The following is a 26,049-nucleotide window of genomic DNA, read 5'->3' on the forward strand; positions in this document are numbered from 1 at the left end:
AACGTTCACGCAGCAACACCTACGGATTGGTAAATGTGCTTAATCTCCATAAAGTCCATAAGACCATCATGACCGTGCAAGCGACCTAAACCGCTACGCTTATAGCCACCAGTCTCAGCCTCAGCAAACAATTTATTGTGGTCATTAATCCAAACGGTACCGTTACGAAGTGCTCGTGCCAGCCGCATTGCGCGGGCACCGTCACGTGTCCAAATGCTGGCTGAGAGCCCGTACTCGGTAAAGTTCGTCTTCGCAATTGCCTCCGCTTCATCCGCAAACCTTTCCAACACCACAAAAGGGCCAAATAGTTCTTTCTGACAGAAGTCAGCGGAGGGGTCATCATGTGCAACTAACGTGGGCGTTAAAAAGTAACCTCGCGCAAGTGCACCGCCTAGACGTCCACCACTCACTATCACTTCATCGCAAATATCCGTCGCCTCCAATATATTTGATTGGATCAAAGACAAAGAGGCCTCATCAATCATAGGTCCCATATCAACTCCCGCTTGATGACCGGGCCCTACAACAATCTGCTCAAAGCTCACCTTCAAAGCTCGCTTCACCTCCTCATATTTGGAGTCATGCACCAAAATCCGGCGTACGGCCGTACACTGCTGTCCTGAAATAATGATGGCACCGGCCGTTAGCATAGGGACCATCCGAGCTATGTCAGCGTCTTCAAAAACAAGAGCACATGATTTACCACCCAACTCCAGCGACAGCTTTTTCATTGTCGGCGCAGCTGCAGCCATGATGCGTTGCCCAGTCAAATTGGACCCAGTAAAACTAACAACGGCAACGTCTGGCGACGTCACAAACTCTTGAGCCACTTCATGCCCTGTTTCTGCAACCATATTCACGACGCCCGGCATGAGTGCCTCATCTTCATGCAAAGCGCGTATGATTTCAGTCGTGATCAGAACAGTCTGAGGCGCTGGCTTGATTACGACTGTGCACCCAGCAGCTAGGGCTGGTGTCAGGGAACGAATCAATAAGGCAACTGGGGCGTTCCAAGGAATAATAAGCGCGGCGACCCCGGCAGGCTCACGCAACAGTGTGGAAAATACACCCGGTTCGACCTCGAGAACATTTCCTGGAATATGCCGGGCAAGTCCAGCGTAATAACGAATTTCCGATATGGCAATCGCCATTTCGGCCCGTGCGTGAGAGATGATTTTTCCGTTTTCCGTTACAAGGAGTGTTGCCAACTCTTCTAATTTTTCCTCTAGTCGATCTGCCCAGCGCAACATCACTAGTTGGCGCAACCGAGGATTCTGCGCCCAGTGGCAATCTTCAAATGCTTTTGATGCAGCAACAATTGCCGCTTGTGCATCGGCCCGAGCACCCGCCGCAAAAGATCCAATCGGCAAAGCGGTGGAGGGATCAATACTCTTAGCACGCTCCCCACTTATAGCCTCAACCCAATTGCCATCGATTAAATTACGACTTTTCATCTACATACCCTTAAGTGAACGTTGGCGGTCATTAATGAGTCACTGACCCACCATCAACAACAAGCACCTGCCCAGTGACAAAGTCGCTCTCAGAAGAGCACAGGTAAACCATCGTTCCGCACATATCCTCTGGCGTAGCATCACGTTTGATTGCGCGGCTATTCACATTATTTTGAACAACGGCTCCACGCCAAGCTGGATTGTCCAAGACGCTCTCACTCATTACGAGACCGGGTGCCAGCGTATTAACCCGAACTCCATCGTCACCCAACTCGCGCGCCAAACAACGTGTCATTGCTACGATGGCGCCCTTGGATGACACATAGTGCAGCATCAACGGTATACCTTTGAAAACAGTCCCAGATGCAATATTTACGATTTTTCCGTACTTCTGTTTTTTCATTTGCGGGGCAACGGCTTTAACACATTCAAACGCCCCCCTAACGTTTACGGACATCATTCGGTCCCACTCTTCGGATGTAATTTGAAGAAAAGGCTTGGGTTGAACATTCCCGAATAGCGCTGCGTTATTAATTAGAATATCGACAGATCCAAACTCTTCTACCGAATTAGCCACCATCGACTTGACCGACGACGCACTGGTGACATCAACCTTCAATGCCATCGCCTTCCCTCCTCGCTGGCGGATCTCTTGCGCTAATGGCTCAGCATCCAAAATATCGGCTAGCACTATTGCAGCCCCCTCATCTGCCAACGCGCTTGCGTAGCTCGCGCCTATGCCCTGCGCAGATCCAGTAATGATGGCAACGCGTCCGCTTAATTTTTTGCTCCTATCCATATTCTTAGTCCTCAATGGTTTGATTAAATGGATCTTTTGTGTTTCGTTAGTCTGGTAGCCAGACGGCTGTTTCAGATACAATTCCAGTAATTATCAGGGCATTGGGGCGATGAATTTCGAGCTACAAGGAGACTGCTAATGACGACCATTTGGTGTGTGTCAATGAACAGTACAACCCGCCCTTAGCAGTGACCTTATTGAATTTGTCCGCCAGACGATACTATTATACGTCTGACGGACAAATTCTTGCGGTGTTTTTTATCAGGGTCTTTACGGATCAAGGTATCGACTTAATATTCATCTGAAGGAACTTCATGACCACAGAAAGGCTCGGGGACAGTGTTCGCGCGGTTGATCGCGCACTGGATATCCTGATGGCATTCACGGCAGCGGACTATGAGCTATCCGCTGGTGAACTACTAAAGCGTGTAGATCTCAGCAGACCCACTTTATACAGACTGCTCTACACGCTAGAACAAAGTGGCTTTGTTATGTCTGTTGGAGAACCACAAAAGTTCAGGCTTGGCCCATCGGTCGCTCACTTGGTTCACGTCTGGACATCGAGCTTTGAACTAAGCGAATTTGCAAAGCCTGTACTACGCCGTATATGGGAAGCCACAGGTGAAACTGTCGCTCTTTTCATACCTCAAGGCGCTTACAGGACATGTATCAGTGAGCTCCCTAGCGCTCAGCCGTTAAGCTTTAAGAGGGGTGTGGGCTATCGCGAAAGTATCGTCCTGGGCGCGAGTGGCCGTGCCATCTTGGCGTACTCAGACGTTGACCAAGACCAACTCAATGGGTACCTGAGAAACACTCATCTCGACCCAAAGCAGTTTCAAGAAGAATTGGCGAGAACCCGTCAGCAAGGCTACGCCGTTAGTCTTCAAGAGCTTATCCCGGGCGCCGTAGCTATTGCCGCACCTTTTTTTACCGGAGGAACACAGGTCGCAGGCTCAATTGGTGTGTTTGGCCCCAATGTAAGATTAGGAACTGCTCAAATCAAAGAGCTTGGCGAATTACTCATGACAGAAACAAAGACACTATCAAGTCAACTTGGTGGTTAGGTTTAAAACCTGCGATCTCGACAAAACTGAGTCAAACGATCAGGAAAAAGACTAAGCCCCAATCATGGGGCTTAGTCTTTTTAACTTATAAGGCTCAATTCAACGGTAGCGTACAACATCAGATAAGATGTCGTGCGCCTTGCACATCAAATCACGACGTAGACTGCTCTTCTGATACAAGCTGATCAATAATCTTACGCGCATGCATACCGCCGCCATCAATATTGAGACTGAGCAGAGGCCGACGAGTCCGCTCGACATTAACTTGCTGACGCTCCAACATCTCCTTGTCCTCTAAAAACACTTTGCTAAGATTGCTAGTAATCTGGTCAGTGAGCCCTTGGTCACGCGCATTGAAGTTACGCGCCATACCCCAGAAATACCAAGTCGATGTCTCAGTTTCTGGCGTAATGAAGTCCACCACGACGCTACTCACCTTGTGCGCGGGATCAGCTTCAAACCCACCGTGACCAGCGTGAGCTACGCCCACGTCAATCATTACATGACTTGGTGGAAAAAAGCGGCAGATCTGCCAACGATCTACAGGTACATCATCCTTGAGATTATTGCCCCTCAATGCAGCTTTCCAAAAGGGTGGCGCCATGATGTTATGCATGAAGCGACTGGTGATAGCGCTACCATTTTCCATTCGACTCGTCGGAGGCACTTCCTCAATTTCACGCTGACCAATACTGGTAGGATGTAAATAGGTTTCGTGCGTCAAATCCATCAAGTTATCGATAACGAATCGATAATCGCAATTGAAGTGGTACAAACCACCGCCATAGGCCCAATCTGGGTTGTCCGCCCAGTGAAGCTTGTGGATTAGCTCGGGATCAGCTTTATCTTTGTCTCCGGGCCAGACCCAAATAAAGCCATAGCGTTCTTCTACCGGGTAGCTTTGTACACAAGGAAAACCTGAGACTCGCTGCCCTGGCATTGAAACCGCTTTACCCTCGCTTCCCATTGCCAATCCGTGGTAACCGCAGATAAGCTTTCCACTCTCTACCTTGCCTAGCGACAAGGGTGCGCCGCGGTGCGGGCAATAATCATCCAAGGCTACCGGCTTGCCATCAGGGCCACGATAAAACACGATTTGCTCATTACAGATTTTTCTGCCTAGAGGCTTTCCATCAATTTCGTCGGGGGTTGCTGCTACGTACCACGCATTCTTTTGAAACATGTCTCTCTCCTATAATTCTCGACAAAACAAATCAACGATTAAGACTCTTCCAGCTCGTATTACGAACCAATGTATCTTCGATGTGAACTGATGATAGAGCCCAAAATGTCCGTCTGGCGATAATAATATACACCAAGCGGACATTTTAACGCAAGAGCCGGAACTAAAATTTCAGAATGGTGGGTAGCTGAGATGAGCCTCCTCAACAAATGCGGAAAAGTGAAGCGCCCTGACTTTCGAGTCGTTGAATTTATTTCAAGTTAGACTCCATGCTTGGTCTGCGATTAGATGCTGGTGATAATTCGCTTTAGCTACCACAGGCTTACCCCATGATCGTTACAGGTAATAAATAAATAGCGCTAAAGCCAAGCCACACATCCGTGACTCTCAACTCTGGGCCGATTTCAGTCGTACGGCTCTGGCAGCCTTCGGCCAATAGCCGTCGGTGGAGACAGACGAGAGCAGTCGCTCAACGTTTGAGATGCAAGCATGACCCGGATTGCCGACATATCTCCTATCGATTGAAGTGTCACGTCACAGCTTTAAAAAAACGGCCGTTCAGCCAGCCTTGATTTACTTATAGGTAATTGAAATCCAAACTTCACCGTAAGGTCTTCTACGAGCAGTAGGAACCAATCGGGAGCCTTTGGTGAAACGACCACGGATTGAATAAGAGTTGGAATATCGCATGGAAGTGCAAGGCCCAAGGCTACTTGGCTATCGTCGCTGACTAAAAGGCGAACTTCGCGTTCATGCTCAAAGGATTTTCGTTTGCGCCAGAAGGCACCATTTACATCGGCGAAGTACTCATCGAAGTCAACGTACTCGATTCGGCCGATTGAAATATCTGGATTTTTACCAAGTGCAGTATAAATGGAGCCCACGGTCGTCTGGATGGCTAAGGCGTGGCTCATTGAAGTGGAATACAGCTTCCACATTGCTTCGGACTCGTACCTGCTTTCATGCCAGCAACTGATGAATGTGCTTTCACGCTCCCTAGTCCCCACATCTTCGAGGCTATCTAAGAGTCTCTGCGCGTTTTCTTCGATAGCTTCCTCAGTCGGGAAAAGATCGCCTTCGTTATGCGGGATACTTCGAATGGATTTTCTGAAGTGCTCAAGGTAGAAAGCGTCCCACTTATGTTTGCTCTTGGCTAAGCCTTTCGCTCCTTCAAAGGAGTCATCAAAGCACGCAGCACTCGGAAAGTAGAGCGACTTTGTTGATAGCAAACCCGCGTACTTAGTGAAGTCCATGTATCGCCATAGGACGGCGTTCGGCTCTGGCACCTTATAGGGCCGTTCCATGAAGTAGGTACGCCGTGCGACTTCCTTTAGCTTTGTGCTGGCGCAACTACTGCAAACGTACAGCGGCTCGTTGTTCAGTCCGTAGCCAGCGACTGAAGTTTCACCCTCTCGAAACGCGTGTGCGCAGCTGACGCAGCTCTCATGATTTTCAAAAATGAGACGACTGAGAGCGAGTGTAACTCTTTCGGTGGCTGGTAAGAGCGAGGGGGTCATGCAGAGGTTTATTAGCGTAATTTAAAGCATAACACCCGTCGGATAAACTGGACCCTGTGGGCTGTTCTTGAAACTGAAACAGCCTGACAGTAGCTTGTAGCCTAGGTTTCTAGACACAGGGTTGTTCAAGTATAAAAATTCCGCGAGATCCGACAAGTTTTAAATCGATAAACTATAGCTTACGAACAGGCAGAGTGTGGGGGTTTTTAACGCCACCTTCGGTCTGCGATCAAACAGGGTTGTAAACTAATTTCAGCTTTTAGGGGGGGCGGTCAATGTCTGCTTCAGGTCGCAAGTATCCTTTCTATGCACCAGTGCGTGCGTATCATTGAAGGATGGGTCGAACTTCCATAAGTGCAACGATGTTCTCTTTAGGTAGAGCTAGCCCATTGCCCCTGAAAGTATGAATGAGTTGGCATTCATCATTATCTGATAATAAATAGACTTCCCTGTCAAGGCTATAAGTCAGAAATAGAGATTTCCTGTTTAAAAATTCGTTGCATATAGGTTGTCGGTGGCACCCGTCCCAAGGATTCGTGGGGCCTGAATTCGTTGTAACCCATGACCCACTCATCGGTTGCGGCTTATACCTCGCTCAAGGTATTGGACAGGTTGGCATCCAAGACCTCTTCCCTGTAGCTTTTGTTGAATCGCTCAATAAATGCATTCTGATTGGGTTTGCCAGGCTGAATGAACCACAGTTGGATTTCATTGGCCTGTGTCCAGTCAATAAAAATTTGCGCTGTTAGCTCGGCACGGTTATCCAGACGAATCGCTTTGGGCTTGCCATAGCACTGCAGCAACTCATTCATCACCCTGACGACTCGGGCCGCAGGAATGGACTTGCCAACTTCAATGCGCAATGCCTCTCGGTTGCCTTCATCAATAACATTTAAGGTTCTGAATGCTCGTCCGTCATAGAGCGTGTCACGCATAAAATCCAGTGTCCAAGTCTCATTCAAACCTCCAGGGCAAACCAAAGGTTGTGCTGGTCTAGTAAGAATCCGTTTCTTGGTCCTGCGCTTCATGTTCAGTCCCATATCGCAGTAAACCCGATGGACCCATTTATGATTAAAACGGTGACCATCGAGCCGTATCCGATCAAAGCACTTCCAAAAGCCCCAGCGAGGGCGCTTGGCAATGACGTCGTTAATAGCATCGATCACAACGCTGTCTCGAGCTAATCGATCCACTTTTGGCCGATACAACACCGTACGCGACAGGCCCACCAAACGGCAGGCCTTGGCCTTGGACAGGCGATGCTCAGTTACCATGACTGCAACAGCCGCCTGTCTTGCATCCGGTGTCACAACTTTCGGGACAGTACATCCTTGATCGCCGTATTCTCCAGCGCCAACCCGGCATACATCTTTTTTAACCGACTGTTCTCGGCTTCCAACTCTCGTACGCGCTTGAGCTCATTAACCGAGACCCCTGCATACTTACTTTTCCACTGGTAATAAAGCGCGTTACTGATGCCATGTTTCCTGCAAACCTCAGCCACCGGCAAGCCGGCATCGCCCTCGGCCCAGATGGCCACAATCTGACTTTCCGTGAACTTCGACTTCCTCATCCCAATCTCCAAAAAGAAAGGAAGCCTCTATTTTCGTCTTGTTGCTCAAAAAGGGAAGTCTACGACCCCTGGGCCTTTTTTATGCCGCCTTCCCTAATCAAGGATTTTCAAGATGACAACAAGCTTGTCTGACTTTATTAATCGCCCAGACCGCTTCTACAGGTCCGTCAGGTACCTGCTGTGCGGATCACCTCGTTGAACAAATGGCCTATGTCGGCCAAACACCCTGGCTTGGCTTGGGCAATCAACTCAGTCCAAACCAGCCTATTGAGGTCTGGCAAAAGCAAGCCGGAATGAACTGGGACATCAAAGAAGCCCCCGTTCAGTTCATGGATAGCGTTGACGCCACTCAATCACGCCTGATCACCTTCCCACAAAGCAAAGTGCTGTAGCGCACCGACACCTGCACACCCCTATTCACTCTGGTTTATATTGTTCGAGGTGACTTAGTCACTATTTTTTCTTTCACATATTTTGGGAGTAGCGTCTATGAAAAGATTCACCATGGCTACCGCATGCGCGGCCTTGTTGTTGTCCTTCAGCAGCGTTTGGGCTTCTGACGGCAAAGCCATTCCGGGTGTTCGCGGCATCGACCACATCGGCTTTACCGTACCCGATATCGAGCAAGGCGTTACTTTTTTTCGTGATGTACTAGACTGCACCGAGGTAATGAGGTTTGGTCCATTCAGTGACGATAAAGGGACTTTCATGCAGGACCTTGTCAATGTCCATCCTCGCGCTGTCCTTCATCAGATCGCCATGATGCGCTGCGGTAATGGCTCAAATATCGAGTTATTCCAGTACAGTTCGCCGGACCAAAAGAAAGAATTGCCCCGAAACAGTGATTATGGCGGAGCTCACATTGCCTTCTATGTTGAAGATATTGCGACTGCTGTAGAGAAGGCGAAGGCCCTTGGGTTGAAGACCTTTATGGGGCCTTTCGAACTTAAAGAAGGCCCAGCGGCCGGCCAATCTATCAACTACGTGCTGACCCCCTGGGGCATGCATGTTGAACTGATCAGCTACCCCAATGGCATGGCCTACGAAAAAGATGCAAAAACACGGCTCTGGTCACCAGAGCGTTGAAAAGCCCACCAATTCATGTGAAGCCTCAAAAGTCATAAGACAGACCGGCAGTCATCGTTGTACTGCGACTGCCGTCTGTTTTCCTCCAGTTGGGCGAGACCATTACCCCCAGGCCAACTTGCACGTTTTTAATCGGCGTATAACTGATGCCAAACTGACCAAACGGGGTGTACTTCCCTGTGTCGTCGGTATTCGTGGCTGCGCCCAGGCTCACCCCCAAAGACCACTGCTCATTAAGCACCCAAATGGGTGCCACCGAAACGCTCCAGAGATGTCGGCGAGGCTCGTCTTCTATTGAGCGGGAATAACGATTACCCGAGTACCCCACATTAAAATGCAGTTCATAGTCACTGGACACGTATGAGCTAATCCAGATCAGCTCAAAGTTGGTTTTTGCCGAGCCAAGCCCCTTTGCCTCGCTTCTTTGGCTGACAGGCAATATCAATGAGGGCATGAGTGCAAAACTCCATCCGCGATTCTGGTCACCCGCAAAGAGCCACTGTGCACCCACTTGCGTGTTTAGCCAGCCAGCATATGGATTGCCTTGGCGCGCTTTGTTTATAAATACGTCAAGGTTGTCTGTAACGCCATACGTGTACGACCAAAGCAGCGTATTGGACGCGTCGGTTGCGACCTCCATTTCATCGCCGGCATCATTTAAGACAATGGCACGATCTTTTTGGTACGCGAAACTCATCTCGATTTCGCTTTTCCCTTTGCCTTCGGTATCTGCATCGTCAAAATCAAAGGGAAAAAAGGCGTTTGCGCTACACGGCAAAACTAAACAAGCCAATAAGGCCCAACGCCTTGGCAACACAGTGAATCGCATGTTTGTCTTTCAAGATGAAATAATCTGCCGGCTTTTCTAGACCACGCCATCCTGAACCGACAACGTGCTTCATGTCCCCAAAATCGAGCACTTCATTATTTTGCGCGTAGTTTACCTAAGCAGTATCCGTTCGGGGATCTTAATGAGTGCCGCTCAAACCACTTTAGTCGAAGCACTGGCAGCCCTAATCACCCCCTGCTGCACTGTTGATTCGGGCAATGTCGTGTGCGGTGTGCGGTCAAGGTCGAAGCGGAACACATCAGGTCGATCGTAATGACCGGCCCTGCCAAGCGTTCGGATCGGCATGGGTAGGCAAGTTGGGTTAAATGCAAAAACAGGCTTACCGTTACCATACAGTCTGCGGCATCGCAGACGTGCAAACCGTAGCAAGCCCCCGTGGGTGGGTCAAGCAATTTCGAACAACGTGTACGGCGCCTATTTGACGAACACCGGCACTAGCTGATACTCGGCAAAAAAAGCGATTTTTCATGGTAAATATTGTTGAACTCGACGGCGTGCGTAGCATGCATTTCGGCACTGCCGCCGTACAAGGCACAATGCGCATCGACCAGCCCAATTCGATCGAGCTGGAGTACGTTCAACAAATGATGATGTGGCTACTGTTTCGCGACGACGCCGCACATATTGTTCAGCTTGGCCTGGGCGCAGCGGCGCTAACAAAATTTTGCTACCACCACCTTGCGCTCTCAAGAATCACAGCGGTCGAGCTCAACCCGGAAGTTATTCAGGCATGTCGAAGCCACTTCGCGTTACCAAACGACGACGACCGACTGAAGGTTTTAAGCATGGATGCGGCAGATTACGTCACAGATTTTTCGCGACGCCGCTCGGTCGATATTTTGCAGGTTGATTTATACGATGCAAAAGCACATAGCCCAGTTCTTAGCTCTGAAGCCTTCTACGGGGCCTGCGCAAATATCCTGTCACGCACAGGCATGATGACCATAAACCTGTATTGCGACTGGCCTGAACACCTTGCGCACATTCGGATGATCGAAAACGCCTTCCCTGCCGTCGCCTGGTTACCTGAAGTCCACGATGGCAATATGGTAGCTATTGCCTTTAAACAGCCACCGTCAATCGATTTTGACGCGCTTTACGCACGCGCCGAAGATGTTTCTGCCGCATTCGGCCTGCACGCCCAAAGCTGGGTTGCAGGGCTTTACAGCTGGATGAGCCAGGACATTAGGGATGCGTAAGGCGAAAACCGCCAAAATACTGTTGCAATCTGGCTGAAAGCAGCCCCGTTGGTAGTCCGCCAAATTGGCCGCAATCGGCCGGTACAGCCGCCCCATCATCTTTTCAACGCTGCTAACTACGACGCTGCCAAAATGGCTGGTCTGTCCATCGGGGTTGGGTCTGATAGTAAAAATCGCGTTGTGACGCGTACTTGTCCCACAGTTGTTGCTGCTGCAAAACGTACTGGCCTATATAGTGATTGTCGTGGCCAAGCGCGCCGCTGTTGGTCGGGCCGTCTGATAACGCATAGTGAATCAGATGGCCCGCATGGCTACCAGACCTGAGCGCTTTATCGATACCCTGGGACGACAACGGGTCATAAGCTTGGGCGGCATCGCCCACAGCCATCCAGGCATCACCGCAAAACGACGCCAGCCGCTGGCTGTTGGCCGCAGCGCCCCGAATGGTGCCGAACGGTCGATAACCGTGATCGGCCAGCAAAGAACCAATATGGGCAGAGTCACCCAATAGTTGCTGAAAACCTTCGACAGTGGCCGCCAGCTTGGCATGCGGCAAGTCTTTGTCCGTATGAAAAACGACCAGACGCTTGGTCATGCCCCCTTGCACACCGGGCAAACGGTTGGTGTACCACCACCCATGCGGCCCGGCTTCGATCCGGGTGTAGCAGTCGTCATCTTGAGTTGGCGTTGCAAACCATTGTGCGTAGGCAAACAGCTTGTCGTCGGTGTCAAGGGCGGTTATACCCAGTGCCTTGGCGACGGCCGAACGTCTACCCGTACAATCGACCAGATAACGCGCCTGGTGCACCGGCACGCCATGGCCACATTGCAGTTGCCAGTTGAACGTGTGGTTGACAAGCCGAGTGCAAGACTCAAAGCGCGCTCCCGTCAACAGTGTCACGCCCGCCGCAACCGCCTTCTGACGTAACGCGTCATCGAAGGCCACGCGATCAACACATAGACCGAAACCAGTCTGGGTAAAAAAGAAGTCGGAGATCTGGGGTTGATCGGACGCCCAAACAGAAACGTTTCCGGCCGTCCGGAACACGCCGCACAGCCCTGCTTCGGGCGCATCAATGTCGCCTAAAAAGTGCGTGACCAAACCCACACATAAAGGCGGCAGCGACTCACCCAGTTTGAACTTAACGCCGCCCTGCTCGTCTACCAACAAAACACGCTGGCCAAACTTGGCCAGCGTTATTGCGGTGGCAGACCCGGCCGGCCCGCCACCGACAACGATAACGTCCCATACCGTATCGGTGGCTTCTTCAGGCGATGACACCAAAAGGTCAGTTCCCTTTGGCGGGCGGACGGTTCAATGACGGATCTCGCTCTTGCTCGACAAACACAACAGACCCGTTATCTTTCAGGAAGTCGCCATCGGCCGTCTTGATAGGCAGCACCATGCCCAGCTTTGGCCAGGCATAAGCCATCTGCTCATAGCCATCGGTAGACGACAAGGGCTCGCCATCGGCGTCGTAACCGCGGAACCACTCTTTATAGGTGCGGGTTTTGGTATTGGCATCGTATTCGAAGACGATATCTGGACGCTGCGTGGGCCACCAGGCCTCGTTGCACGACCAGAAATCGCCCTGCCACGGACTGGACATAAATGCCGAAAGCGAGCCGGGTTCGACGTCTTTTCCAACCCGGAACGCCTCGGCAAAAAACTCACGATAAATAATCAGGTAGGGGAACTCGATGCCTGGGTGAAATCCGCCACCAATGGTGGGTTGCAGCGCGGCGCTATCCAGAGCATGTGGCTGATCGTTGAGTGGCAACTTGTCAAACGCGACGGGCTTTTGCATCTCGCCAACTTCAAAATCCCCTTCGGCCCAATTCTTCAGATGGGCCAATTGCCAGTCCGTCAGACTCAGGAACTGATCCGGCAGGTCGATACCTAATTGCTTATTTTGCAAGGGTTTGCCCCCTGTACCCCACAGTTTGGGCATCAAGGTATCGACTTCGGCGCGTTTAAATTCATCATTTTTCCAGCTGGTCGGGCGCTGGGGAGGCGGCGGCATCAGCGAATCGACCAAGCGCCCACGCTGCCCAGGGGCGTGACGCATGAGGCGATAAATGGTCTGCCGAATCGGCTTCATGTTCTCGGCCGGATTGCTTAGCAAGGCCAAATAGCCAGGGTTAAGCAAGTTAGCGGACTGGGCCGGACCATGCCCTTTATTCTTGGCGTCGGGCAAGACCCCCGCCGCTTCTGCGCTAACCCAGCCGTAATGCACCGCGTTCGCAAATATCGGATAGATATCCCGATAAAAATTGGTTTTTTTGCCTGCATTGGGATAGGCCTCTGGAAAGGCTTCGTACACGCGGTCGAGGATGGACACGACGTGGTACATATGGGGCGCATACTTAGGCGGCGCCGTGATGATCCAGGCGCCGGCGTTGGGGTTGCGAGTGCCGTCGTCTGTTTCTGTCTTGACGTTGTCCCGTGTGCTTAACACCGTGCCGTCGCTAAGCGTTACTGTGGCGTCAATTTCACCGCCACAAGTGTCGTCCCACCAGCCTGGCACGTTGAAGTACGCAAACTGATTGGTTAACGGATTTTTACCGTTTTCCGGCCCGTTGGGCGGCTCGACGAACTCGCTGGGGTTCGAAAGCATTACCTTGGGTGTCGTGACGCAGTCCCCTTTTCCGGGGGCAGGCACAAACAACAAACGGCTTTGTGCATCGAGCCGCAACTGACCTAACTCAATACCTTTTGCCGGCGTGTACGTCACCTCAACTTCTTGGGACGTATCTTTGGGCGTAAACCCCTCAAACCGCAAGGCCCCAGGCAGCTTGCCCTTTTCAATACCGGTAAATACATCGCCCTTCATGACCACGGGCTCTGTCTGACCCGAGGTAATGGTATGAACCCCCGGATCAATGATCAGTTGCGTGCGCTCGATGGGCTTCTTGCCGGGTTGAATGGACGGATTGCGCAACTCGTCTGGGTCAAACAAATAAGCGCCCTGAAACGCATAGTTCGCCGCCTTCATGTTTCTGACATGAACGCGCCAGCGTAAAGACTTGACCAGCTCAGAGTCTGACGTGAGCTCGGCAACAACCTTGCCGTCGGCGTCATAGGCATACACGCGATAGCGCTGCGCCTGACGCTTAAGCCGTGCTTTGCTGTCGCGATAAGTGCCGCCATCGGGGCCAGGGCCACCACTGCCGCCGGGATCAACGACAACCCCAGGTGCCTCTGGGCCGATAAAAAACTCATCACTGTTCCCCATACGTGCAAGACCAATACCGGGATGGATGCGAATACTTTTGATTTTTTGGGACACGACGCGGCTCCTTTTGGGGTGCATCTGCTGGGCATCAGGCAAAGCGCGATTTAATCAACAACCTTTGCACGGCCCTAATAGATAAGGGGAAAGCCAACGCTTAACGCTAGCCAAGAATATGGCAAAGCAAAGTAAGGTCAGACCGCGCTTAAAACTTTCCAGTCAACCAGATCAGCCGACGCCACGGTATAGCGGTTGCCACGATGCTCGATTTCGGCGTAGGTTAAATCACCCGAGCGACGATGCCCGCGCAATGCAAAGCCGCCACCAAAGCCCGCCTTGATAGATTTTTCGATGTGTACTTCGGTATCGGTAACAGACGGACTAGATGTGCTACCCAACGCAGCCGCACCTGCCAAACCCGGCACCCACAACACGCACGCACTGGTGCACCCTTTTATAAAGTCTCTACGCTTAGTGTTCATGGGCCGCAGCTCCTGGAGTTTGCGTGTATTAATTTGAATTTATCTAAAGGTTATACCGTATCTGTGTTTCAAATTAAAGGTTTGATGCTAATAAATTAGGGTGGCAAAATTCGCGAAGATTGATCAGCCCAAAATCTTCAGCAATGCCTTGGCAGTGGGCTCTGATGACGCCGGGTTTTGACCGGTAATCAGCAGGCCATCACTGACTACGTATGGCTGCCAGTCATCGGCTTTGCTGTAATTGCTGCCGTTCTTTTTCAACATGTCTTCCACCAGAAACGGCACCACTTTGGTGAGACCGACGGCCTCTTCCTCGGTATTGGTGAAACCGGTGACTGACTTGCCTTGGACCAGCGGTTTGCCGTCGGCCGACTTAACGTCGCGCAGCACGCCTGGTGCGTGGCATACGGCAGCGACTGGCTTACCGGCGGCCAACATGGCTTCAATCAGCGCGACTGATGTGGAGTCTTCTGCCAGATCCCAGAGCGGACCGTGACCGCCGGGATAAAACACAGCATCAAAGTCAGCGGCCGAGACATCTTTCAGCCTTTGCGTGTTGGCCAGTACGGCCTGAGCTGCCGGGTCATTCTTGAAGCGGTGAGTGGCGTCGGTCTGCGCCGACGAATCATCGCTCTTCGGATCCAGCGGCGGCTGCCCGCCATGCGGCGAAGCCACTGTAATCTGCGCGCCAGCGTCCTTGAATACGTAATAAGGCGCGACGAATTCTTCCAGCCAAAAACCCGTCTTCTTGCCGGTATCCCCCAGCTGATCGTGCGAAGTAAGAATCATCAGAATTTTCATTAATTGTCCTCTTTGAATGGGGGGATGGGAATGCGAGGGGCCTTGTCGACGCAGCCTTATTCGCTGGCTGCGCCAACCACCGGCTTACTAAAATTGCTGGCTGAGATGGGAGCGGGAATGTCTTCCCCAGCCACCTACCTTTATTCAACGCATGTCCACATTATGTTCTGCTAGTTAACGAAAGTATTCAATACCTTTGGATGCGCTTTAACTGAGCACTGAGTTTGGATCGGACTGGCGGAGGTTGAGCGTCAAACCCAAAGAAGGTAGGCTGGTGCGGCCGTAGTCACACGTTCGATGAAAAGAATCGAGATAGCTGAATTTTCGCTCTGAGGTAACCAAAAATTGAAAATTAAGCTTTTATTGAGTTTGCAACTTTGTTGCTATTTTCACCGATCAGGGTCTTGCTTGAACCATTTAGGCCAAGAACTTTGTCGTCGGTCTATAGCATCGATGCACGGTGTAACGGGCTGGCTTAGTAAAGGCAATTGATTAACAGATTTGGCAATACGATATTTGACGCTGTGTATGCATTCACGATCACCAAATTCACAGCGATTAAGATGGGTACCACCGCAAGGACCATTGGCAAGGCCTTTGGGACAGGTCTCCGGGCACACATAAAAGGTGTCATGCAAGCGGCAATTACCACAAGTATCACAACCGACCAGCGGCCGTTTAATGGCTCGTTCTAACGCGTGCAGTGCACTGGCAGCAGTACTATTTTTCCAGAAAGGCCGCGTCACATTCCAGCCAAACGCTTTGCTTAGCCATCCGTAACGACTAAAAAATAGATGATGGACCTTGGACAGCAGCGTGTATCGCAGCTGCTCTAGATGGGATGCTTTAACATCGGATTGCCCTATTTCCCAGTTGGCACTCTCTGGCGTGAAGCAGACTTTAGGAGCCCCTGGTATCTCCCAGCTTTCCAACCACAGTCCCATCCAATCAGCCACGGAGCTTATACGGTCACGATACCTGCCGATGACTTGTTCCAATGCAATCAGCTCATCCAAGGCATGCACACCTGACACATAAACCCCGGCATATCCCATCAGCTGAAGACCGACGATTTGCAAGCCCAGACGCTCGAAGCTTCGTGTGTCAGCGTAGCTCAAGGACACATTCAGCTCGCGATCCAAGACGGCACGCATGGATTTGGTGATAACAATACCTGGCACATGATTAAGCCCAGTTGCGCGTTTAGCGGTCAACTGCATCACGCAGGCAAGCATTGGTTTCGTATCCGCCTGGGCGCTCATCCAAGTTTGCGCCTCAAGATGCTTGGCAGCATCAAAACCCAACTGCAAAGTCAAAAAATCGGCGCCAGCCAAGATTTTTTTTTGCGCTTTCAGGTACTGGGCACAGCCTTCTTCTTCGAGGTACTTAAATGGGTTCAATGCTGCACCCAGAAGCCAGTCTGGACAATGTGTACGAGCAATCTGTAATGCAGGAACCGACTCAAGATAGTGTACCGGGGACTGCTCGGGGTGGTGGCATGGCAAGCGATCACCACTTAGAAGCAATAACTGGCTCAAACCACGGGCCTTCATCGCATCCAGGTAGAGCAGTAGGTCTATGCGTTCACGATCCTTGCCTGAAAAATGGAGCAACGATGAGGACGGATCGCCCAGTGCTGCTGCACCCTCAAGTGGGCTGAGATCGCAGTGCAAACCAACCCTATCGGAGAAAGATAGAAACAGGGGCCAACCGGCTAAATGTCCGCGTCGCAAAATTTTTTTATGTGCGGAGGTGCTCGACGATGACTGTCGAGGAATAATCTCCAATACACAGAAAAATTGGCCGTCGAGCAGGGCTTGCTTCATTGCGTTAAATACGGCTCGGTACTTTCTGAATAAGGTTTCAGGCTACGGCTTGATCAGCAATGATGTGATATTGCCCTTTAAAGTACACCAAGGGTTGCGTTACAGCCGAGTCTTCGGGGCCTAAAGCTTTGACCTCGCCTATCACGATGACGTGATCACCCGCTGCGTGCCCGGCGTAGATTTCGCAATCGAGCCATTGCACGCTGTTCGCGATGACAGGATTGCCTAATGGCGATTCCCACCATTCGACGCCTTGCCACTTATCGGCCCCCCTCTGGGCAAACTGGTTGGAAATTCGGACCTGCTTATCTGACAAGATGTTGACTGCAAATCGACCTGCCTGGCGAATCTTCGGATAGCTGGCAGAACCAGCCATGACGCTGAACGACACCAGCGGCGGATTCATCGATACGCTGTAGAACGACTGACAGGTGAAGCCGATTGGCTCACCTTCGACTAACGAGGAAATGACTGTGATGCCCGACGCATAGTGTCCGAGAGCTTTGCGAAAGTGGGACGAATCGATTGACGTCATGTTGGATGACATGGTGGGGCCTGAGTGTTGCATACCACTTTTATGAATTGAGGAGAAATCGAAATGAAAGAGGACAAAGTGTCGTCGCTGGTTAAATTCGACGAAACTTTGTCCTCTCGAAGTTATTTCTAAAGCTCTTGTCGCACAATTTCTGCGCCTGCTGCCAAGGCGCGAAGCTTGCCTCGTGCCACGTTGCGTGCCAGCGGCGCCATGCCGCAGTTGGTGCAAGGATAGAGTTTGTCGGCGTCGACAAACTGAAGTGCCTTTCGCAACGTATTAGCGACTTCTTCGGGCGTTTCAATGGTGTTGCTTGCCACGTCAATAGCACCGACCATGACCTTTTTACCGCGGATGAGCTCGATCAAGTCCATAGGAACATGCGAGTTATGGCATTCCAGCGAAACGATATCGATAGTGGATTTTTGCAACTTGGGGAAGGCTTCTTCATATTGCCGCCATTCGGATCCCAGCGATTTTTTCCAGTCGGTATTGGCTTTGATGCCGTAGCCATAGCAGATATGAACAGCGGTTTCACATTTTAGGCCTTCGATCGCCCGCTCGAGAGTGGCAACGCCCCATTCATTGACTTCATCAAAGAAGACATTGAATGCAGGTTCATCAAACTGGATGATGTCGACCCCAGCGGCTTCAAGCTCCCTAGCCTCTTGGTTGAGGATTTTGGCAAATTCCCAAGCCAGCTTTTCACGACTTTTGTAATGGGCGTCGTAGAGCGTATCGATCATCGTCATCGGGCCTGGCAGGGCCCATTTGATCGGTTGATCGGTTAATTGACGAAGGAATTTTGCGTCTTCAACAAAGACCGGTTTTTGACGTGAGACGGCACCCACAACGGTCGGCACGCTTGCATCGTACCGATCACGGATTCTGACCGTCTCGCGCTTTTCAAAATCAACGCCATCCAGGTGCTCAATAAACGTGGTCACAAAATGCTGCCGTGTCTGCTCGCCGTCACTGACGATATCGATCCCGGCAAGTTGTTGCTCTTGTAAAGCTAGACGCAGCGCGTCCAACTTGCCTTCAACCAGCGCTTCGCCCTGCACTTTCCAAGGGGACCACAGTTTCTCGGGCTCTGCGAGCCAGGAAGGTTTGGGCAAACTGCCCGCCGTCGACGTCGGTAATAATTTTTTCATGATGAACAACCTGATTGTTAGTATTCTTAAAGCGCGCCGTTGGCTACCCATTGCGCCAGCGTCGCCTGATACGGCTTGATAAAGTGCTCTTGCGCAAATTTCCCTTGCTGAACGGCCAGGCGGCTACGCTCTTCACGGTCATAAATAATGCGGGTCGGCGAATAATCCCGATTTGTCAGGCGTGGGCGATATAACTTGCCCGCTTCAGCATTGGCGTTGTAGATCTCGGGTCGGTAAATCTTCTGGAAGGTGTCCATCGTGCTGATCGTGCTGATCAACTCGAGATTCGTGTAATCGTTGAGTAAATCGCCAAAGAAATAAAACGCAAAGGGAGCTTTGCAGTTAGCAGGCATGAAGTACCTGACTTCCATGCCCATCTTCCTGAAGTACTCGTCGGTCAGAGAGTAGTCGTCCTGCACATATTCGACCCCCAAGACGGGGTGCTGGTTGTCGGTGCGCTGATAGGTCTTGCTGGTTGAAACACTCAGGCAAATGACGGGTAGCTTGGAGAAGTTCGCTTTGTAGGCGTCCGAGGTCAAAAATGCTTTGAAAAGTTTTCCGTGAAGGTCGCCAAAATTATCTGGCAGACTGAAGTCGGAACCGTCTTTTTTATGCTCTGGCAGCACTACGCTAAAGTCATAGTCACGAACGTAAGACGAAAAGCTATTGCCCGCGATGCCTTCGATGCATTCGTTGGTTTTTCGATCAACGATACTGGTCTTCAATATTTCAATCAGTGGAAGACCGTTCCCGGCGCTTTCGCCATTGATATCCATTTCAACAGAAATGATGTCAATGGCCACACTGTAGCGATCGCTCTGCGGGTTATCCCAATGCGCTAAGGCATTGAACCGGTTGTCGATCATCTTGAGCGTATCGCGCAGATTCTCTTGACGACCAGTTCCTCTGGCCAAGTTTGCAAAGTTGGTAGTGAGACGCGTCGCTTCTGAAGGACAATAGTCCTCGTCGAAACGAGTACGCTTGACGGCAAATGTGAACTCTTTATTCATGTGACTTCTAACCTAAATTTTTAACTCGCTGCATCTTGAATAGATGCTTGAGTTGAATGTTAGGCAATTCGTCTCATGAAAAAAAGTGATTTAATTTCATCTATTGATGATGTTTTCTCATGCGATAGATTTAATCAAGCAATTCACCGGTCAAATTTCGGCATGTACAACATAGATCAAGAAGCCCCCTACCCTATCCAGGCGGATCTCGTTACTTCGTCTCAAGAGCCTTTGCTTTGTCGATAAATGAGCGCACGTAATCAATGTCTTTGTCAGCCTCACGAATACCAAGAAAGATGTTTTTGGCAATCCCGTGCTTGCCTAGTTTCACTGGAACAATATTCATTTTGTTTGTGTATTCCAGTACTAACCAACGTGGCAATGCCGCTACGCCGCGACCGCTAGCGACCATCTGCAAGATGATATCGGTTGTTTCGATGGGCTTATGGCTTTTGGGCGTAATTCCTGCTGGTGTCAGGAACATGCTGTAAATATCCAGACGCTCGACAGGGACCGGATAAGTCACCAAGACCTCATTGGTCAACTCTTTGGGGGTTATAAATTCCTTTTTGGCCAGTCTATGATCGGCAGCAACGACTAAAACTTGCTCGTAATCAAAGACGGACTCAAATATCAGCCCTGGCTTGTTCAGTGGATCAGGCGTGACGAGAAGATCTATTTCATAGCCAAATAAAGCGCCAATGCCACCAAACTGGAACTTTTGTTTGACGTCAACTTCTACATCTGGCCAGGCAGTCAGATAGGGCGAAACAATCTTAAGTAGCCATTGGTAGCACGGGTGACACTCCATGCCGATACGCAGCGTGCCACGCTCGCCCTGCGCAAACTGCTGTAGCCGTTCTTCAGCCAAACTCAATTGCGGCAGCACCCGGTTGGCCACAGAAAGCAGATATTGGCCCGCTTGTGTCAGCCGCAGGCTGCGGCCTTCACGCAACCAGATATCAGTACCCAGTTGTTGCTCTAACTTTTTCATGCTGTGGCTCAGAGCCGATTGTGTGACATGAAGAACCGTCGCAGCGGCGGTAAGTGAGCCTTGCTTTTCAACCTCTTGTACGATGGACAGATGAATACGATCGAGCATGGTCTATGAATTAAATTCACTTTTTGTTTAGATAAAAATATTTTACTTCATCAAAAATCATTCTTATCATCACGGGCCTTAGCGCTGCACGTACACGCTTTCAGTGTTGCCCGATCGCAACCGCCACAGGCCAACAGCTCACATATTCCCCGCCACAATATTTACACTTAGTGCAATAACGAACACATTAAAGAAAAATGCAATCAGGCCATGCACCAAGGCAACGCGTCGGATTTCCCGTGATTTGATCTGCACGTCGGAAACCTGGAACGTCATCCCGATAACAAACGCAAAATACACAAAATCCCAATAGTCTGGGTCAGTGGTACCGGGGAAATACAAGCCGGCATGTTCACTTTTGTTGTCGCCGTAAAACTCATGGGCGTAGTGCAGCGCGAAGATAGTGTGCATGAACAACCAGGCCAAAACCAAGCTGCACACCGCAAGCACAATATGAAGACTATCTGCCTGTTGCTTTGGATGCAGCCCCCCTGCCAACGCCACTAACACCACGGTTGCTACGGCTGCCGTACTTAGCAAAAACCCCCAATAATCTTCGTCTTCTTTATGGGCTCGTTCCCGGATGGACGCAATATCTGAGCGGAAAAACATGATGGCTGTCGCGACCAAAAAAGCCACGACAGCGATGTCAAAAGCCAAGAGCAAGCCAAGCTCGGGGCGCAACCCGAGAAATACCAGCGCAATGGCGAGCACAATAAAAATCAAAACGCTGACCGTAAAGTAACGACGCCGATGCATGCGCTGCCAGCTTCGTCTCATCCATCCGATAGACACCTTATCTTTTTCAACGATCATGGGCCCACCCTTATCTAAGATTCGCTCGTACTGTAGCAAATTGCCGGTGGTGCTGGGCGGGCAAAAAAGAGCCTCAATAAGAACGCGCCTTCGCAAGTTCTAACGTAACGTTGTCACCCGCGTCATTCTGAACATATACGGGATAGTTCCGGCACAAACCCATGACTTTCTCGCGAGTCGTCTGAGTGAGCTTCGTTAGCGAAGCGTTACCGACTTCCAAGGCATCCAGCACATCGCACAACCAATCAGCCAGCAGCTCGCACTCAGGCTCAGTGAATCCTCGTGTCGTTACTGCGGGTGTGCCGATGCGCAATCCTGATGTGACAAATGGCGAGCGCGGGTCGTTGGGTACTGAATTCTTATTCGTCGTTATGTATGCCTGGCTTAACGCAGCGTCGGCGTCTTTGCCTGTATAGGGCTTATCAGACAGGTCGATCAGCATCAGATGATTGTCAGTGCCGCCTGAAACAATCTTGTAGCCGCGCCGCTGGATGACTGAAGCCATTGCGCGAGCGTTTGATACCACCTGGCGTTGATAGATCTTGAATTCAGGTGCCAACGCCTCTTTGAAGGCTACCGCTTTAGCGGCAATAACGTGCATCAACGGACCGCCCTGAATACCAGGAAATACGGCAGAGTTGAGCTTTTTATAGAACTCCTCGTTTTGGCCTTTAGCAAGAATGATCCCTCCGCGTGGCCCGCGCAAGGTCTTGTGCGTCGTGCTGGTCACGACATGAGCGTGAGGCAGTGGGTCCGGGTATTCGTCTGCCGCTACCAGACCCGCAACATGGGCCATATCTACCCAGAAAATGGCACCAACCTTGTCAGCAACAGCGCGCATCCGTTCCCAATCTTTATAGCGGGAGTAGGCCGAAAAGCCACCGATCAATATTTTGGGTCGAGTTTCCAGCGCGATGCGTTCCATCTCGTCGTAATCAATCAGGCCCGACTCGGGGTCAAGTCCATAAGGCACGATCTTGTAGTGTCTGCCCGAGAAATTAGACGGATTACCGTGAGTCAGGTGGCCACCTTGAGCTAAGTTCATGCCCATTACGGTATCGCCAGGATTAGCCAGTGCCAAAAACACCGCAGCATTGGCCTGAGCACCCGAATGTGGCTGAACATTGGCGTAATCGCAGTCGAACAGCGCTTTTACTCGCTCAATGGCTAGCCTCTCGGCTTCGTCCACGTACTCACAACCGCTGTAGTAACGTTTGCCCGGATAGCCCTCTGCGTACTTGTTAGTAAAAACAGAGTTCTGGACGGCCATCACGAGTGGGCTTGCGTAATTCTCGGAAGCAATCAGTTCAGCGTGATCCTCCTGGCGACGTTTTTCATGCTCAAGCGCTTTAGCCAGTTCGGGGTCAAAATTCGTAAGGGTTGCGGAGGTGTCATGCATGGGTTGGTCCTTTGCTCTTGCAGTTCATGAGGTAAGTTGATCAGCTAACTGATATCGCCGTTGTTTGGCCAGTAATGGCTATCGGGCAAATTTCGGCCTCCAAAAATGGCCTGCCCGATACGCACGACGGTGGCCCCTTCTTCAACGGCAATCTCGAAATCGCCAGACATGCCCATGGATAATTCGTCCAGGCTCACCTGAACGGGCGCACTCTGCCTGAGTTGATCGCGCAGGCTGCGTAGAAGCACAAAGCACTGACGCACTCGCTCAGCCTCAGCGCTGAAAAGAGCGAGCGTCATCAGGCCACGCACACGAAGCGCAGAAAAAGCAGGCAACGCTTGAATGAATGCCCCCACATCCTCAGGGGCCAGCCCATACTTACTCGCTTCGCCGGAAGTGTTGACCTGTACGAATACATTCAGCGCGCGGCCTTCCGCTTGTAAGCGGCGATCCAATGCCTCGGCAATATGCAAGCTATCGAGTGCTTGAAACTCAGTCGCAAATCGAGCCACCAATTTGGCTTTATTGCTTTGCAGGTGGCCGACGATCGACCACTGAAGATCGCTTAGGTCCTGCATGGACTCCCATTTTTGATGGGCTTCTTGTAACTTGTTCTCCCCGAACATTCGACAACCTGCCTTGTAGGCCATGCGCAGGCTAGACTGCGGCTTGGTCTTGCTCACGGGCAACAGACGTACCGCCAACGGGTTACGCCCAGCGCGCTGGCAGGCAGCATCAATACGAGCACGTACGGTCGACAAATTACGTCTGAAGTCATTAACCGTAAGGGCTTCGGCATAACGACCATGCTGGTCGTGACAGGTTCTTGTAATCAGGCCCGCCCCAGCGGGGTGCGCGAGATCGCTCAAACGAGTGGGGGAAGATGCAGGGACAGATTTCATGGCCTGGGACGGGTTCCTGAAAACAATTGAACGGGAAAACCTGACAAACAAATTTATAGCTTTAAAATGGACTGATGTTCCCATCCATTTTTTTATAGCTATACAGACCAATTGTTTAAACACGCCCAACTCGAATCTGTTAAAGCCTGGATCGGCGATCCCGCGCAAAACGCCCTGCCGCTGTATACGCGCATACAGCGTGGCATCCGGCAATTGATTCTCGATGGCACGTTGGACGTCGGTAAGCCGCTACCCGCATCACGTGCCTTGGCGAAATCACTAAACGTATCCCGCGATACGATCGAATCGGCCTATAGCCAGCTGCATGCTGAAGGCTTTATTGAGCGGCGTGTTGGCAGTGGTAGCTTCATCTCGGAACGAGTACATCGGCTCCCAAGACGTCAGTCAGTTCAGCAGACCAAGCTTAGCGATGAGGTTCGACCTCTTAGCCGACGCGGTAGCACAATGTTCCAGGGCGGTGGCTTGCGAGACTTCCTGGCGCCTAGACCCTTCGCGCCAGGCATACCGGAAACACGCAATTTTCCACTACAGACATGGGAACGCCTGGAACGACAAGTACTTAAAGAATATGGAACAAAGGCGTTGACGCACAGTGACCCGCAAGGGTTAGAGCCGCTGCGCCGCGCAATTGCAGATTATGTGAACCTCGAGCGCGGTGCGCACGCAACACCCGAGCGCATAGTCGTACTGACCAGCTCACAACAAGCGATGACACTATGCGCTAACGTGCTGTTAGACCCGGGGGACTCAATTTTTATTGAAGATCCGGTCTACCAAGGCGCACGGAAAGCATTCGATGCTGCAGGTTTGACTTGTGTACCCGTACCGCTAGACACCAATGGCCTGCTGGTGGAGCATCTTGAGAACGCCGCAAAGACATCCGGCAATTCAGCCAAGGCCGTTTATCTCACACCGTCACACCAATTTCCTACCGGGGCCACCCTTGCGTTGGACCGACGGTTAGCCATCATTGAATGGGCCAGGCAATACCAAAGCTGGATCATCGAAGATGACTACGACAGCGAATTTCATTACGAAGGTAAACCGACGGCCTGCGTGCAGGGCCTAGACCCCTATGACCGTACCATTTATATCGGGACGTTCACCAAATCATTATTTCCGGCCCTGCGTATTGGCTACATGATCCTGCCTTCAAAACTGGTGGTTCCAATGACGGTAGCGCGCACATTGCTGGACGGCCACAGCGCGGCCATTCCACAACTTACACTGGCTCGGTTTATCGAGGGAGGTCATTTCGGCGCGCATATAAGAATCATGCGTGCTGTTTACGCCGAACGACGCGACACGCTGGCAGAACTGATACATAAGCACTTAGGTGAATTCGTAACGTCGTACGTGCCTGCCGGAGGGATGCAGATGCCCTGCCTGCTTAATAAAAACATTTCCGAAAAAAAATTGGTGGATTCCGCGAAAAAAGCGGGTGTTGATCTATTGGGACTCAGTTCACTTCATGCGTCAGAGCCGCTGAAAGCCGGCTTTCTCATGGGATTTGCTGCCCATGCCCCACATGAGATGGAAGTCGCCATAAAAAAGCTAGCGGGCATTATGCGTGCACTCTCGTAGAAAATTGCGATGTTCCGTAGGCTAGCCGCAGTCGACCAGACCGCGTGCCATTCGATACGCTAAATGAAGGTTAGGCGTACCTTGCCGCAAGTTTGAGGAACTGCCCAAATGCGAAAAGCGCCCTATCAATTTTTCGGGCATTGTTTCCTCCGAAAGTGCGTAGAAAAGGGATGTACTCATCTTTATAGGCTGCATACTTCTGCTTATTCGTCGTACCGATCTCAACGATCTGGCCAGTCTTAATGTATTGCATCGCGCGAAACGTATGCTGATCGAAGATAGGCCACTTCTCTGGCTCTAAGCAGTGCAGATAAAAGATGTTCTGAAGCGCCCCGGGATTTGTGGAGGCTCCAACATCTGAGAAAATGGAGCCATGAAGAAGCAAAGCAAATTTTCCCCCGAAGTGCGTGAACGCGCTGTACGTATGGTGCTCGAGCACCGTGGAGAGTACCCATCGTTGTG

General features: G+C 51.1%; 23 protein-coding genes and 1 pseudogene. 5 read left to right on the top strand and 19 right to left on the bottom strand.

What is annotated here, in order from left to right; translation table 11 throughout:
- Positions 1-5 precede the first annotated feature (5 nt).
- Positions 6-1,454: an aldehyde dehydrogenase family protein gene (locus CHR62_RS08620; RefSeq protein ID WP_123660650.1), complete on the bottom strand. Its 1,449-nt coding sequence runs from the start codon at positions 1,452-1,454 to the stop codon at positions 6-8.
- A gap of 31 nt (positions 1,455-1,485) precedes the next feature.
- A complete protein-coding gene (locus CHR62_RS08625) occupies positions 1,486-2,253 on the bottom strand; it encodes an SDR family NAD(P)-dependent oxidoreductase (protein WP_123660651.1) in 768 nt (255 codons plus the stop codon).
- A 314-nt stretch (positions 2,254-2,567) separates the two neighbouring features.
- Between CHR62_RS08625 and CHR62_RS08630 the strand changes: the two genes are divergently transcribed.
- The gene (locus CHR62_RS08630) at positions 2,568-3,317 is read left to right on the top strand and encodes an IclR family transcriptional regulator (RefSeq protein WP_119443155.1); all 750 of its coding nucleotides are present in this window, start codon (positions 2,568-2,570) and stop codon (positions 3,315-3,317) included.
- A 151-nt stretch (positions 3,318-3,468) separates the two neighbouring features.
- Here the strand turns inward: CHR62_RS08630 and CHR62_RS08635 are convergent, their stop codons facing one another.
- The 3 genes and pseudogenes from CHR62_RS08635 to CHR62_RS08645 all read right to left on the bottom strand — a co-directional run bounded on the left by CHR62_RS08635 (position 3,469) and on the right by CHR62_RS08645 (position 7,590).
- A complete protein-coding gene (locus CHR62_RS08635) occupies positions 3,469-4,500 on the bottom strand; it encodes an aromatic ring-hydroxylating dioxygenase subunit alpha (RefSeq protein ID WP_123660652.1) in 1,032 nt (343 codons plus the stop codon).
- Positions 4,501-5,042: 542 nt separating this feature from the next.
- Complete coding sequence (locus CHR62_RS08640) at positions 5,043-5,753, bottom strand: hypothetical protein (RefSeq protein WP_199722912.1); 711 nt, start codon at positions 5,751-5,753, stop codon at positions 5,043-5,045.
- Positions 5,754-6,475: 722 nt separating this feature from the next.
- A pseudogene (locus CHR62_RS08645) lies at positions 6,476-7,590 on the bottom strand (IS3 family transposase).
- A 203-nt stretch (positions 7,591-7,793) separates the two neighbouring features.
- On the opposite strand from CHR62_RS08645, the gene CHR62_RS08650 reads away from it, so the two are divergent.
- Positions 7,794-7,982, top strand: a complete 189-nt coding sequence (locus CHR62_RS08650; RefSeq protein WP_123660653.1) for a hypothetical protein — start codon at positions 7,794-7,796, stop codon at positions 7,980-7,982.
- 97 nt (positions 7,983-8,079) lie between these two features.
- Positions 8,080-8,676: a VOC family protein gene (locus tag CHR62_RS08655; RefSeq protein ID WP_123660654.1), complete on the top strand. Its 597-nt coding sequence runs from the start codon at positions 8,080-8,082 to the stop codon at positions 8,674-8,676.
- Between the two features lie 25 nt (positions 8,677-8,701).
- On the opposite strand, the gene CHR62_RS08660 is transcribed toward CHR62_RS08655, so the two are convergent.
- The gene (locus tag CHR62_RS08660) at positions 8,702-9,373 is read right to left on the bottom strand and encodes a transporter (RefSeq protein WP_158609103.1); all 672 of its coding nucleotides are present in this window, start codon (positions 9,371-9,373) and stop codon (positions 8,702-8,704) included.
- A 620-nt stretch (positions 9,374-9,993) separates the two neighbouring features.
- Here CHR62_RS08660 and CHR62_RS08665 point away from each other — a divergent pair.
- Positions 9,994-10,725 carry a spermidine synthase gene (locus CHR62_RS08665; protein ID WP_123660656.1) on the top strand — a complete coding sequence of 244 codons (732 nt, stop codon included), beginning with the start codon at positions 9,994-9,996 and terminating at the stop codon, positions 10,723-10,725.
- A gap of 112 nt (positions 10,726-10,837) precedes the next feature.
- Here CHR62_RS08665 and CHR62_RS08670 read toward each other — a convergent pair whose 3' ends face one another.
- The 12 genes from CHR62_RS08670 to CHR62_RS08725 all read right to left on the bottom strand — a co-directional run bounded on the left by CHR62_RS08670 (position 10,838) and on the right by CHR62_RS08725 (position 23,982).
- On the bottom strand, positions 10,838-12,007 hold the full coding sequence (locus tag CHR62_RS08670) for an NAD(P)/FAD-dependent oxidoreductase (protein WP_233574935.1): 1,170 nt from the start codon (positions 12,005-12,007) through the stop codon (positions 10,838-10,840).
- 7 nt (positions 12,008-12,014) lie between these two features.
- Positions 12,015-14,015, bottom strand: coding sequence for a LodA/GoxA family CTQ-dependent oxidase (locus CHR62_RS08675; RefSeq protein ID WP_123660658.1), 2,001 nt, complete (start codon positions 14,013-14,015; stop codon positions 12,015-12,017).
- A gap of 137 nt (positions 14,016-14,152) precedes the next feature.
- A complete protein-coding gene (locus CHR62_RS08680) occupies positions 14,153-14,440 on the bottom strand; it encodes a twin-arginine translocation pathway signal protein (RefSeq protein ID WP_123660659.1) in 288 nt (95 codons plus the stop codon).
- A 123-nt stretch (positions 14,441-14,563) separates the two neighbouring features.
- Positions 14,564-15,241: a type 1 glutamine amidotransferase domain-containing protein gene (locus tag CHR62_RS08685; RefSeq protein WP_123660660.1), complete on the bottom strand. Its 678-nt coding sequence runs from the start codon at positions 15,239-15,241 to the stop codon at positions 14,564-14,566.
- 389 nt (positions 15,242-15,630) lie between these two features.
- Positions 15,631-17,067, bottom strand: coding sequence for a methylenetetrahydrofolate reductase C-terminal domain-containing protein (locus tag CHR62_RS08690; protein ID WP_123660661.1), 1,437 nt, complete (start codon positions 17,065-17,067; stop codon positions 15,631-15,633).
- A 37-nt stretch (positions 17,068-17,104) separates the two neighbouring features.
- Positions 17,105-17,602, bottom strand: coding sequence for a flavin reductase family protein (locus CHR62_RS08695; RefSeq protein ID WP_233574920.1), 498 nt, complete (start codon positions 17,600-17,602; stop codon positions 17,105-17,107).
- 128 nt (positions 17,603-17,730) lie between these two features.
- The gene (locus CHR62_RS08700; protein WP_123660663.1) at positions 17,731-18,753 is read right to left on the bottom strand and encodes a methionine synthase; all 1,023 of its coding nucleotides are present in this window, start codon (positions 18,751-18,753) and stop codon (positions 17,731-17,733) included.
- Between the two features lie 26 nt (positions 18,754-18,779).
- On the bottom strand, positions 18,780-19,763 hold the full coding sequence (locus CHR62_RS08705; RefSeq protein WP_123660664.1) for a DUF1852 domain-containing protein: 984 nt from the start codon (positions 19,761-19,763) through the stop codon (positions 18,780-18,782).
- A gap of 211 nt (positions 19,764-19,974) precedes the next feature.
- Complete coding sequence (locus tag CHR62_RS08710) at positions 19,975-20,865, bottom strand: LysR family transcriptional regulator (protein WP_123660665.1); 891 nt, start codon at positions 20,863-20,865, stop codon at positions 19,975-19,977.
- A gap of 138 nt (positions 20,866-21,003) precedes the next feature.
- On the bottom strand, positions 21,004-21,681 hold the full coding sequence (locus tag CHR62_RS08715) for a DUF1345 domain-containing protein (protein ID WP_233574922.1): 678 nt from the start codon (positions 21,679-21,681) through the stop codon (positions 21,004-21,006).
- Between the two features lie 73 nt (positions 21,682-21,754).
- Positions 21,755-23,080 carry a serine hydroxymethyltransferase gene (gene glyA, locus CHR62_RS08720; RefSeq protein WP_093971693.1) on the bottom strand — a complete coding sequence of 442 codons (1,326 nt, stop codon included), beginning with the start codon at positions 23,078-23,080 and terminating at the stop codon, positions 21,755-21,757.
- Between the two features lie 44 nt (positions 23,081-23,124).
- Positions 23,125-23,982, bottom strand: a complete 858-nt coding sequence (locus CHR62_RS08725; RefSeq protein WP_093971694.1) for a YggS family pyridoxal phosphate-dependent enzyme — start codon at positions 23,980-23,982, stop codon at positions 23,125-23,127.
- 111 nt (positions 23,983-24,093) lie between these two features.
- Between CHR62_RS08725 and CHR62_RS08730 the strand changes: the two genes are divergently transcribed.
- Positions 24,094-25,587 (top strand): PLP-dependent aminotransferase family protein, encoded by a 1,494-nt coding sequence (locus tag CHR62_RS08730; RefSeq protein WP_123660666.1) that lies wholly within the window; start codon positions 24,094-24,096, stop codon positions 25,585-25,587.
- 70 nt (positions 25,588-25,657) lie between these two features.
- Here CHR62_RS08730 and CHR62_RS15600 read toward each other — a convergent pair.
- Positions 25,658-26,049, bottom strand: a 392-nt coding sequence (locus tag CHR62_RS15600) for a hypothetical protein (protein ID WP_158609104.1), incomplete at its 5' end; no start/stop codon positions are given.

The sequence above is a fragment of the Pusillimonas sp. NJUB218 genome (assembly GCF_003788685.1).
Taxonomy (GTDB): Bacteria; Pseudomonadota; Gammaproteobacteria; order Burkholderiales; family Burkholderiaceae_B; genus Neopusillimonas.